Below are 11,665 nucleotides of genomic sequence, written 5' to 3' on the forward strand. Positions count from 1 at the left end.
CCCTCAGAGACGATGAGGTTGATAGGTCCGAGGTGGAAGCGTGGTGACACGTGGAGCTGACGGATACTAATTGATCGAGGATTTGACTAGCTATTTAATTGATGTCTAAGGTTTTCTTCTTATTTGGTTTTCAGGGTATAACCTATTTAATAATTTTGAAAGATTACTCTTGATTTTTTTAGTAAATCGTTTATAATGTAATAGGATTGCTAAAAAATGATCACTTGGTAATATGATATGATTCCATTCCACAGTAGCTCAGTGGTAGAGCAATCGGCTGTTAACCGATCGGTCGTAGGTTCGAATCCTACCTGTGGAGCCATGGAGAGCTGTCCGAGTGGTCGAAGGAGCACGATTGGAAATCGTGTAGGCTACGAAAGTGGTCTCGAGGGTTCAAATCCCTCGCTCTCCGCCATTCACATTTACTTTTTTTACATAAGGCCCGTTGGTCAAGTGGTTAAGACATCGCCCTTTCACGGCGGTATCAGGGGTTCGAATCCCCTACGGGTCACCATTTGGAGGATTAGCTCAGCTGGGAGAGCACTTGCCTTACAAGCAAGGGGTCGCAGGTTCGAGCCCTGCATCCTCCACCATACTAGCCAGAACCAATATTATTCTATATCGCGGGGTGGAGCAGTCTGGCAGCTCGTCGGGCTCATAACCCGGAGGTCGCAGGTTCAAATCCTGCCCCCGCAACCAAAATGGTCCGGTAGTTCAGTTGGTTAGAATGCCTGCCTGTCACGCAGGAGGTCGCGGGTTCGAGTCCCGTCCGGACCGCCATTATAAATCTAGTAAATTACGGCTCGGTAGCTCAGTCGGTAGAGCAAAGGACTGAAAATCCTTGTGTCGGCGGTTCGATTCCGTCCCGAGCCATCCTAATTACTTTTTTGGAGGGGTAGCGAAGTGGCTAAACGCGGCGGACTGTAAATCCGCTCCCTCAGGGTTCGGCAGTTCGAATCTGCCCCCCTCCACCACTTAAAACAGAATATGTTACAAAACAGGGGTATAGTTTAATGGTAAAACGAAGGTCTCCAAAACCTTTGATGTGGGTTCGATTCCTACTACCCCTGCCATTTACATTCATGGCGGTCGTGGCGAAGTGGTTAACGCACCGGATTGTGGCTCCGGCACGCGTGGGTTCAAATCCCACCGGTCGCCCCATATTGGGCTATAGCCAAGCGGTAAGGCAACGGGTTTTGGTCCCGTGAGCCTAGGTTCGAATCCTAGTAGCCCAGCCATTTGCGGAAGTAGTTCAGCGGTAGAATACCACCTTGCCAAGGTGGGGGTCGCGGGTTCGAATCCCGTCTTCCGCTCCAATTCACGGCGGCATAGCCAAGTGGTAAGGCAGAGGTCTGCAAAACCTTTATCACCGGTTCAAATCCGGTTGCCGCCTCCAATATTGAACATATTGCCAGTGTGGCGGAATTGGCAGACGCGCGGGACTCAAAATCCCGTTCCAGCAATGGAGTGCCGGTTCGATCCCGGCTACTGGTATTTTGATGAAATTTATAAATGAAATATTAACAAGGTATAATCACCAGCAAATGTTGTGAAATCAATTTTTGCTGGTGATTTTTCTATTGTATAAATATATAGAAATCGATTAATGAAAATGGAAATAAACGCAACTTTATGTATTTAATGCATGCTGTTTATGTTAGATATTGTTTACTATTTTGTATTCTAATAACTTATATGGTGGTATTAGTGAGATGAAGACCTGTTTCATTATCATTTATTCTAACGTGAGAGACTAATAAACTTTGTTTTTAATAATTTTAACCTGTGTTATAGTCTATATAAGAGGTTTGTGAGTCTTAGCGAAAATTTTAGAATATTAGTTAGGAGTTGGTTCATATGTTAGACTTTTATTCATTTATTATTCCTGCAATGATAGGTGTTATCGTATGTGGTGTCATAGCTATATCTATCATCGTCCGTCTCATCCTTCAACCAAGAAAAAACCTTATGAATAGAATCGATACCCTTGAAAAAGAAGTTAAAGAATTAAAAGAAAGTAAATAAATCTGTTATTATCTAGGCGATTCATAAAGAAAAACTCGCCATCTCTGGCGAGTGGTGTACTAATCATATTTTGGGCAACGTACATAGCCGCGATTTCGGCTTTCTAACCATTCACCTAATTGAAATAAGGCATCTTCATTTCCATTTTTACTCATGAGCTGGACACTAATAGGCAGGTTTTGTTTGTCCGTCTGAATCGGAATGGTCAATGATGGCAGGCCCCATACGTTTGCATAGGCAACATATGGCATATATTTTAAAAACGTTTTACGAATGGAAAAAATCTCTTTATATACACGTCCATGTTTAAGCGCACCTGTATGATACACAGGGAAGATTAATATTCGCTCGTCTAAATAATCATCCAGTTTTTTGTCACCTTGGGCAATTAAACTGTTGATTTCTAGTACGCGCTTTTCTGAAGGCTTGAAAAGATAGGCACCGATTAACGCCCATGATAAATAACGATGCACATCCGATTTCCCTGTAAAAATTTCCTTTATATATTCACGGAATTCTTTTCTTTTATTATTAGCAAAAGTAATTTCAGCCATTCCTTGTCCACCATCAATAGACATCATTTCTTGCCATAATAAAGCCGACTGGTCAAAAAATGGCGGGACTTCCCTTAACGTATTGAATTCATCTTCCATCTGTTTCTGAACCATCGTTAACATCGCTTCTGTTTCGTCTGACATCGGATAGTTCATTCGCGGTAAAATCGTCATCGTAAAGTTTGTTAAATCTCTTCTAGGTGCAGGTTGTTTCGCAATGATGTTATACATCATGTTAGCATCTTGAACTGATTTTGTCATGGGACCGATTCCGAGCATCCGCTCTTCAAGTGGAATATCGGCTTGCGGAAAACTTCCATCTTGTGATACTTGGCGATTACCAGACTTAAATCCAATGACGCCATTAAAGTGACTTGGAAAACGAATGGAGCCACCAATATCTGAGCCAATCCCTGCTGCCGCTCCGCCAATAGCAAGTAAAGCTGCTTCTCCACCACTCGAGCCGCCCGAAGTCTTCGTTAAGTCCCAGGGATTATTCGTCCTTCCATATAGTTTATTGTCAGTCTCCTGACAGAAGCAGAGTGCTGGTGTATTCGTTTTGCCTAAAATAATCGCTCCCTCAGCTTTTAAACGAGCAACAACTTCTGCATCCTTTTTACCAATGGCATCTTTTAAATGGAGAAGCCCACCCGTTGTCTTCATACCTACTACATCAAATGACTCTTTCATACTTATCGGGACACCGAATAACTTTTTATGTCCGACGCCGTTTTGTTTAATTTCTTTATCGGCATTTTCAGCTTCTTTCAGCGCTTCATCGAATCGATCTTCTACGAGGCAATTAATCTTGCTATTTACTTTTTTCAAATGTGCTATATATGTTTTTGTTGCGTAAACAGAAGTGATTTCCTGGTTGGCGATTTTGTTTCCAAGTGTCGTCGCATCCATTGACAAAATTTCTTTATCACTGACAACGATTTGTTTTCCCCCTTTAATCATCTTTATCCTTCCTCTCATATTCCCCCTATATGTATAATTCGACAAACTAACGTTAATTACCTTCTAAAAATTAAAGAAAACACTCTTCTCATGTTGACCCTCCATAACCCGATTCTAGCCCATTAGTGCGATTTTGACCTTCATCCCCCGATTTCAACCCAGCACCCCCAATTCCTACCTTCCCTCAGTTATTCCTACTTTTCATTTAAACAAATGTATATCTTTCTAAAGTTAATCAAAAATAAATGAAAGAGTTTGTTTGGGAGTGACAATAAATGAAATTTATTCAGTTACTTAAAAAGGGTAATGTATCATCAGGATTAGCTGCAATCGGAAATTTAATTATTTCAATTGTAAAGTGGATTGTTGCAATAATCAGTGGAAATGGGACGATGTATGCAACAGCGATGCACTCATTAGCTGATACAGTGAATCAAACCTTTGTCTATACCGGGAGTGTCTTAGCCGAGATGAAGCCAACGACTCGATTTCCAACAGGGTTTGGCAGAGTCATCAACATTTTTTGTATGGTTGCTGTCATCGTTGTAACGGTTATGGCATATGAAACGATCAAAACAGGGTGGGAGTTATGGCAACATCCGAGAGAATCAAGTGACTTCGTATTAAATATTATTGTATTGCTCTTTGCCTTTATAATTGACGGATATATATTATATAAAACGATGAATCAAATATTGCATGAAACGAAAGTAGAAACAGAAGGGAATTCATTTGTCCTAGCATTCCGGCACGCTAAAAAAGCCTCGCCAGCAACGAAACTCGTCTTTTATGAAGATCTTGTTGCCACTGTAGGAGCCGTTTTTGCCATCATAGGAATCGTTCTAGCACAATTCTTCGGTATTCTTGAAGCGGACGGCATTGTGTCGATTATAATCGGTCTTCTCATGTTACTCGTTGCTTTTCGAGTTGGTTATGATAATATGATCGGCTTAATTGGGGTAAAGGCTCCAGCAGAAGTTGAGGAGCGGATTGCAAAGGCTTTATTAGCCGATAATTATGTTGTTGATATATATGGGATGCGCGTCATTCAAGAGGGGAGGGCATACCATGTCGATGTAACTGTAGAATTGGTAAAAGGACTAACATTAAATGAAGCGGATGATGTGAAATTTAAGCTCTCTAACCAATTACTAAGTGAACCTAATATAACAGATGTCGTTCTCGGTATTATTGAAGATGATGATAAAAAAACATGGTCACCTGATAGATGAAAAATCGGGATTCACTTAGATGAATCCCGATTTTGTGTCGATTATAAAACAACAACATCTTTATCCTCTAATATAATACCATCTTGCATAGATATGATGCGATTTGCTTTTTGGGCGAGGTTCGGATCATGTGTGACATAAAGAACACTACACCCTTCTTGTTCATTTAATTGTTTTAACAACTCAAAGATCTTTTCACCTGTTTCTGTGTCAAGATTCCCTGTCGGTTCATCAGCTAATAGCCAACTCGGCTTATGAACGATTGCTCTTGCGATGGCAACGCGCTGTTGTTGACCACCAGACAATTGAGATGGGAGAGAGTTTAGTTTATCTGCTAAACCGACCTGCTCCAAAACCTCTTTTGCACGTTTTTGTTTTGAATAATTGACTTTTCGTCCAAACAGTGGTGTTAATACGTTTTCTAGAGCTGTAAGTGTGGGGAGTAAGTGGAATTGTTGAAAGATAAAGCCGATTTCTTCAAAACGAAAATCTGCTATTTTTCGTTTGCCTTGTTTCATAATTTCTTCGCCATCATAAAGAATCTTACCTTCCGTTGGTTTATCTAATGTGCCAATCAGACTTAGTAATGTGGATTTTCCTGATCCAGAAGGGCCAATGATTGATGTAAATTCACCTTTTTTAAAAGATAAATCAATGTTCTTAACGGCATGAGTTGTAACACCATCACCAATATACGTCTTAGAAATATCTTCGCATTTTATTTTCGTTGCCATTTATATTCCCCCTTATTAAAATGATATAATATTCAATAAATTACATCTATCATAAATGATTAGTCTTCATATGACAAGGCGTTTTTTAACTTTCTGAAATATATATATGTAAAAACCGAGATACGAATCATTCATGTCCGTACCTCGGTGTTTGATTAGACCATTGCCTTTAATAACCAAAAGCTTAAAATAAGAGCTAAAATAACTGTGATGACGATCAGTAAAATAACTGTTTTTCCTTGCAACAAAATCACTCTTTCTATATATTGATTAATCGTTCATTAATGCTTCGTGGATATCATAATGTTGTAGGTCGATATCCAATGGTTGATCGAGTGCCAATTTAGCTAATTGCGTGCCTAAGTAAGGTCCTGTTGTTAATCCAGATGCTCCTAAGCCATTGGCAGCGATAAGACCTTCATATGGCGGTATTTTACCAATAACAGGTAAATACTCTGGTGTGTACGGACGGAAACCGACTCTTGTTCCGATTATTGTTCCGTTACCTAGTCCAGGTGCAAACTTTAAAGCGGTAAATAATACCCGATGCATCCCCTCAGCTGTTATTCGATGATCGAAACCGACTTCTTTCTTTTCATGTGTGGCTCCAATAATAACACGATCATCGAAAGGGACAATCGACTGGTTACTTGGTGGCATGATAACAGGCCATTCACTTGTATCCACATCTGGCATATGTAACTGGATGAGTTGTCCTTTTTGTGGCGAACTTGAAAAGGTTATGCCGATTGGTGCGAGTAATTCCTTCATCCAAGCACCATTTGTAGCGATGACGGTATCTGCCTTTATGGTGGACTCAGATAGTTTTACACCTGTTACCGTTTGGCCTTCCAAAATCAATGACGCAGAGTCTTGGATATATTTAACCCCATTTTTTAACGCTCCATTGATTAACGCTTTTCGTAGCTTACCTCCATCAACGCGAGCAGCGCCACTGACGTGTACTGCTCCTAATCCTTCAGCAATCGGAGGAAATAACTTCCGTGTTTCTTTTGGATTTAAAATCGTAACTTCACCAATTTCCGGTGCATTGACCCGGCGTTTCAAAGCAATCTCTTTCATCTCCAGTAATGTTTCTTTTTTAGCACGTACACTTAAGGCGCCGACTTGTTTATAGCCAGTTTCTTTTTCACCATCTTTTTCCAATTCATTTATAATCGTTGGATAAATCTTTGCGCCATTTTTAGCGAGATGATACCATGCTTGATTTCTTCTTTTCGATAGCCACGGGCAAATAATACCTGTTGCTGCATCAGTTGCTTGTCCAGGTTCATTGCGATCAATTAAGATAACGTCTGTATTTGTCTTTGATAATTGATATGCTGTTGATGCGCCTAAAATTCCAGCGCCAATGATGATAATTTTCTTTTTCATATTAAAAAATCCTTTTTATCTTATTGTAGCATTGGAATGTTGTGGTTTCTAATGATACCACTCCTTTACTTTATTTTGAACAAATGGAGCTTGTATGATAAAATTTTCGTTATAGTATATACATAAAAAATTGATGCCGCAATCAATTAATAATAAAGAGTGAAGGGGATTATAAACATGGAAAAAGTACTTGTCATTGGACATCGTAATCCAGATACAGATTCGATTTGTTCAGCATTGGCATATGCACATTTAAAAAAAGAAATAGGTATTAATGCAGAAGCGGTGTGTCTTGGGGAAGTAAATAAAGAAACGGCTTATGCGCTTGATTATTTTAAAGTAGAGGCACCACGTTTCATTGAAGAAGTGGATAAAGACGTTAAAGAAGTCATTCTTGTTGACCATAATGAATTCCAACAAAGTGTAGAAAATATCCGTGATGTCCGTATCGCTGAAGTGATTGACCATCACCGCGTTGCAAATTTTGAAACAAAGGATCCACTTTATTTCCGCGTTGAACCAGTCGGGTGTACAGCGACAATTTTAAATAAAATGTATAAAGAGCATGATGTTGAGATACCTAAACATATTGCAGGTTTAATGGTATCAGCGATTGTATCTGATTCGTTACTATTTAAATCACCAACATGCACGGATGAAGATATTGCGGCCGCTAAAGAATTAGCAGAAATCGCTGAAGTAGATTTAGATGTTTATGGTTTAGATATGCTGAAAGCAGGTACTGATTTAAAAGATAAATCAATGGACGAGCTATTAGCAAATGACGCCAAAACATTTGATATGAACGGTCATCAAGTAGAAATTAACCAAATCAATGCTGTTGATGTGGCAGAAGTCTATGAAAAACAAACTGAATTTGAAAATGCAATTACAGCACATGTTGATAAAAATGAACTATCTTTATATGTTCTCATTGTGACCGATATTTTAAACAGTGATTCAGATGTTTTAGCTGTTGGTCCGGAAAGTAAAAAAGTCGAAAAAGCATTTGGTGTAGAATTGAAAAATAACCGTGCTTTGTTAAAGGGTGTTGTTTCTCGTAAAAAACAAATCGTTCCGAATTTAACAGATGCATTTAACGGTTAAATTAGTCGGGTTATAATGAAAAATAAGTTAGAATAAAAAAGCGGAGAAAACTAACATGAAGTTCAGTTTTTACCGCTTTTTATTCTGTTTGGCACTTTATTGAATGCTTATGCCTGATAAAACGACTTAACACCTAATATCGCTTCACGAACTCCATTTATTTAAAAATCAATGACTTGTTTTGATACCGTAAATCGTTTTAACGCTTCTCTATCAATTTCATAACCTATACCAGCTCCAGCTGGAACTTCGATTTTTCCATTTTCCACAACAACATCGGGAGATATGATATCTTTTTCCCAATAGTGACTTGAGCCTGCTGTATCACCTGGTAATGAGAAATTCGCTAGCGATGTTAAGGCAATATTGTGTGCACGCCCAACTCCTGCTTCTAACATGCCACCACACCAAACAGGTATATGGTGTTTTTGGCAATAGTCATGGATTCTAACACTTTCTGTTAAACCACCAACACGACCACTTTTAATATTAATGATTTGGCAACTGCCGAGTTCAATCGCTTGTTTTACATCATTAAGAGAATGGATGCTTTCATCGAGACATATGGGTGTGTCCAACTCTTTTTGTAATTTGGCATGGTCGATTAAATCATCTTGATGGAGCGGTTGTTCAATCATCATTAAATCAAAAGCATCAAGTTGTTTTAATATCGGTAAATCATCCAACGAATAAGCAGAATTTGCATCAACCATAATCGGTGTTGTTGGGAAATGTTCACGTACGTCACGGATTAGATGAACATCGTGGCCTGGTTTAATTTTTAACTTAATGCGTTTATAGCCTTTTTCTAAAGATTGTTCAATTTTATTTAAAAGGCTCGTGATGGTCGGTTGAATTCCAATACTTATCCCAACATCAATGGAGGATTTTTCCCCGCCTAATGCTTGTGCAAGAGAGATCCCTTGTCGTTTCGCATAGAGGTCCCAAATAGCCCCCTCGAGCGCAGCTTTTGCCATATGATTTCGCCTAATTGGCTTGAAAATATCCGCTAATTCTTTAGGATGGCCTATCGAGTGTCGCTTTAATAATGGGATTAAAAAATCTATTAACATATGTAAGGTCGTTTCCACCGTTTCTTCTGTATACCATGGGGCATCAAAAGCAACAGACTCTCCGTATCCACGATGGCCGTCCGAATCAATCACTTCAATCATAAAAAAATCTTTATCTTGCGTCGTACCAAAACTAGTTACAAATGGATGGTTCAATCGCATATTTAACCGGTGTAAGATGATTTTTTCAATTGATAGCAACATGTCATTTTACTCCTTTATCTGTCATTCTACAGTTTAGTATAACAGACGATACCTACCTCCTCATGACTAAAGTATCGAAAGCTCAAGAGAATTACTAAAAAAACAGCTACTCGAGATGAGTAACTGCTTTTTAAGAAATATAAGCTATGCCCTTTAAGCATCCTTTTGTAATTGACTACTTTCCTGGAATACTTGGCATGTGTTTTGACCAGACTTCGCACAGAGGGAGCACTGGTTTGGCTCAATTAACTTAAGTGCATAGTCAACCGCTTCATATGATTCTTTGAAGAAGTGATTTGGACCAATCTCGTTATATATCCCAGTTGCTTTCATCATAGACATCACATCATCAGTGAGTTCTGCAATTAATACAGTCCCGCCAAATCGTTGTTTAAAATCCGTTACTAAAGAGGCTAAGTTTGACGCTCCTGTTGCATCTAAAATAGGAACATGTTTCATCTTTAGTATTAGGACTGATGGTCGGCGTGTACTACTTGCGATGACCGATTCGAATCGATCTGCTGCACCAAAGAATAGTGGTCCCGCGATATTGTAGAATGATATTTCTTGGCATTTCGTTCCATAATCCATTCCATTATGATCTTTCTTATTTTTTGCAAGAGAAGGAATAACCCTCTCGACCTCAAACACTTCACTCATTCGCTTTAAGAATGATATCGTAGCAAGGCCTAAACCGATTGGCACAGCAACGGTTAAGTTAACAAATACGGTTAACAAAAACGTTGTAACAAGCACGAGCGAATCACTCGTCTTGAGTTTCAACATATGAATAAATGATTTATGTTCACTCATATTATAGGCGACAACCATCAGAATAGGTGCCATAGCTGCAAGAGGGATACTCCCGGCATAAGGTGCAAAAAGGAGAACAGTTGATAGGACGAATACACCTTGGAAGATTCCAGACATTGGACTGAATCCACCTGCATTAATATTTGTAGCTGTTCGAGCAATTGCGCCTGTCGCTGGAATACCACCAAATAGAGGAGTCACAATGTTCGCAACCCCCTGACCAACTAATTCGCGGTTTGAGTTATGACGTCTACCAGTCATTCCATCAGCAACTACGGCGGATAATAATGATTCTATTCCACCGAGCATAGCTATAACGAACGCTGGTTGCCATAATACTTTTATTTTTTCCCACGTAATCTCAGGGAACTGAATTCCTGGTAATGTTTGTGGAATGCCACCAAATGCACTTCCAATCGTAGCGACCTTATTTGGATAAAATAAAACAGCGATAACTGTTGGTATAATTAAGGCAACTAATAAGACAGGGAGACGTGGAAAAAGTTTAGGAACAAAGATAATCATAAGTAATCCAATCACGGCTGTCAGCACACTATAAATATTTATCTCAGGCAAGTGTTTCACGATTTGTATCATATTCTCATGGAAATATTGCTTCTTCTCTAATCCTTCTAACCCGAGAAAATCACCAAACTGTCCACTGAAAATAATGACGGCAATTCCAGCCGTAAACCCGATTGTCACCGACCTTGGAATGTATTTAATAAGTCCACCAAGCTTGAATGCTCCCATTAAAATAAGCATAATTCCTGCTAAAAATCCGGCAATTAATAGATTTTCATATCCGTGTTCCAGAACAATGGCTAGTAGAATTGGGATAAACGCTCCGGTTGGCCCAGCAATTTGATATCTTGATCCACCAAACAGAGCAACAATAATCCCAGCAATAATAGTTGTATACAATCCATATTCTGGCTTAACACCTGAAGCAATAGCAAAAGCCATCCCGAGTGGTATGGCAACAATTCCTACTGTTATTCCAGCAATTAAGTCTTGCTTTAGTTTTTGTGGGGTTACCCCTGTAAATCGTTCATCACTGAACAATCTTTCTGATCACTCCTATGATATATAATTAGACAAAATAATAATGAGGACATCAGCCTCATTAACAAAAAAGTATAGCGTTAAAAAAGAAAACAAAAGCAATATTTTAATACTGTATATATTGTATCATGTTTTGCATAAAAATGCATGACAGCTGTTTATTAAGGGATTATAGCAGATTAAACGCTATTTATGATTGTGCGTTTAGTTATTCGTTTATTATGTCGAATCTTCAACGCGTTGTTTCGTAGTGTGAAATGTTGGTGAGAGGCTGCATTAAGCCTTCAACGCGTTGTCTCGCGGTGCGAAATCTTTATGAGAGGCTGCATTGAGCCTTCAATACGTTGACTCGCGATGAAAAATCTATACGAGAGGCTGCATTGAGCCCTCAACACGTTGTCTTGCGGTGCGAAATCTATACGAGAGGCTGCATTGAGCCCTCAACACGTTGTCTTGCGGTGCGAAATCTATACGAGAGGCTGCATTGAGCCCTCAACACGTTG

The 11,665-nt window shown here is 39.2% G+C and carries 8 protein-coding genes, 14 tRNA genes and 1 rRNA gene; 18 read left to right on the forward strand and 5 right to left on the reverse strand.

Annotated elements, in window-relative coordinates; genetic code table 11:
- The 16 genes from VIG73_RS03425 to VIG73_RS03500 all read left to right on the forward strand — a co-directional run.
- Positions 1 to 90, forward strand: a 23S ribosomal RNA gene (locus VIG73_RS03425); the annotation flags it as partial.
- 157 nt (positions 91 to 247) lie between these two features.
- Positions 248 to 322, forward strand: a tRNA-Asn gene (locus VIG73_RS03430).
- Position 323: 1 nt separating this feature from the next.
- Positions 324 to 415: transfer RNA gene (locus tag VIG73_RS03435), tRNA-Ser, on the forward strand.
- 24 nt (positions 416 to 439) lie between these two features.
- Positions 440 to 514, forward strand: a tRNA-Glu gene (locus VIG73_RS03440).
- A gap of 3 nt (positions 515 to 517) precedes the next feature.
- Positions 518 to 593, forward strand: a tRNA-Val gene (locus tag VIG73_RS03445).
- Between the two features lie 29 nt (positions 594 to 622).
- Positions 623 to 699, forward strand: a tRNA-Met gene (locus tag VIG73_RS03450).
- Between the two features lie 4 nt (positions 700 to 703).
- Positions 704 to 780 (forward strand) — tRNA-Asp (locus VIG73_RS03455).
- A 20-nt stretch (positions 781 to 800) separates the two neighbouring features.
- Positions 801 to 873, forward strand: a tRNA-Phe gene (locus VIG73_RS03460).
- A gap of 16 nt (positions 874 to 889) precedes the next feature.
- Positions 890 to 974 (forward strand) — tRNA-Tyr (locus VIG73_RS03465).
- Positions 975 to 999: 25 nt separating this feature from the next.
- Positions 1,000 to 1,073: transfer RNA gene (locus tag VIG73_RS03470), tRNA-Trp, on the forward strand.
- Between the two features lie 12 nt (positions 1,074 to 1,085).
- Positions 1,086 to 1,161 (forward strand) — tRNA-His (locus VIG73_RS03475).
- A gap of 3 nt (positions 1,162 to 1,164) precedes the next feature.
- Positions 1,165 to 1,238, forward strand: a tRNA-Gln gene (locus VIG73_RS03480).
- A gap of 3 nt (positions 1,239 to 1,241) precedes the next feature.
- Positions 1,242 to 1,316: transfer RNA gene (locus VIG73_RS03485), tRNA-Gly, on the forward strand.
- Positions 1,317 to 1,322: 6 nt separating this feature from the next.
- A tRNA-Cys gene (locus VIG73_RS03490) sits at positions 1,323 to 1,396 on the forward strand.
- Positions 1,397 to 1,410: 14 nt separating this feature from the next.
- Positions 1,411 to 1,494: transfer RNA gene (locus VIG73_RS03495), tRNA-Leu, on the forward strand.
- Positions 1,495 to 1,857: 363 nt separating this feature from the next.
- Positions 1,858 to 2,025 (forward strand): hypothetical protein, encoded by a 168-nt coding sequence (locus VIG73_RS03500; protein ID WP_331639147.1) that lies wholly within the window; start codon positions 1,858 to 1,860, stop codon positions 2,023 to 2,025.
- A 59-nt stretch (positions 2,026 to 2,084) separates the two neighbouring features.
- Here the strand turns inward: VIG73_RS03500 and VIG73_RS03505 are convergent, their stop codons facing one another.
- A complete protein-coding gene (locus VIG73_RS03505) occupies positions 2,085 to 3,539 on the reverse strand; it encodes an amidase (protein WP_331639148.1) in 1,455 nt (484 codons plus the stop codon).
- 275 nt (positions 3,540 to 3,814) lie between these two features.
- On the opposite strand from VIG73_RS03505, the gene VIG73_RS03510 reads away from it, so the two are divergent.
- Entirely contained in the window at positions 3,815 to 4,771 is a 957-nt protein-coding gene (locus VIG73_RS03510) for a cation diffusion facilitator family transporter (protein ID WP_331639149.1), read from the forward strand.
- Positions 4,772 to 4,812: 41 nt separating this feature from the next.
- On the opposite strand, the gene VIG73_RS03515 is transcribed toward VIG73_RS03510, so the two are convergent.
- Together VIG73_RS03515 and VIG73_RS03520 are read right to left on the reverse strand one after the other, a co-directional pair.
- On the reverse strand, positions 4,813 to 5,505 hold the full coding sequence (locus VIG73_RS03515; protein ID WP_331639150.1) for an ABC transporter ATP-binding protein: 693 nt from the start codon (positions 5,503 to 5,505) through the stop codon (positions 4,813 to 4,815).
- 270 nt (positions 5,506 to 5,775) lie between these two features.
- On the reverse strand, positions 5,776 to 6,900 hold the full coding sequence (locus VIG73_RS03520) for an FAD-binding oxidoreductase (protein WP_331639151.1): 1,125 nt from the start codon (positions 6,898 to 6,900) through the stop codon (positions 5,776 to 5,778).
- Positions 6,901 to 7,077: 177 nt separating this feature from the next.
- On the opposite strand from VIG73_RS03520, the gene VIG73_RS03525 reads away from it, so the two are divergent.
- Complete coding sequence (locus tag VIG73_RS03525; RefSeq protein ID WP_331639152.1) at positions 7,078 to 8,007, forward strand: manganese-dependent inorganic pyrophosphatase; 930 nt, start codon at positions 7,078 to 7,080, stop codon at positions 8,005 to 8,007.
- A 161-nt stretch (positions 8,008 to 8,168) separates the two neighbouring features.
- Here the strand turns inward: VIG73_RS03525 and menC are convergent, their stop codons facing one another.
- Complete coding sequence (menC, locus tag VIG73_RS03530; RefSeq protein ID WP_331639153.1) at positions 8,169 to 9,284, reverse strand: o-succinylbenzoate synthase; 1,116 nt, start codon at positions 9,282 to 9,284, stop codon at positions 8,169 to 8,171.
- Positions 9,285 to 9,437: 153 nt separating this feature from the next.
- Positions 9,438 to 11,162: a SulP family inorganic anion transporter gene (locus tag VIG73_RS03535; protein ID WP_331639154.1), complete on the reverse strand. Its 1,725-nt coding sequence runs from the start codon at positions 11,160 to 11,162 to the stop codon at positions 9,438 to 9,440.
- Positions 11,163 to 11,665: the final 503 nt, after the last annotated feature.

Origin of the sequence: Cerasibacillus sp., from assembly GCF_036516575.1 — a bacterium.
Lineage (GTDB): Bacteria > Bacillota > Bacilli > Bacillales > Amphibacillaceae > Cerasibacillus.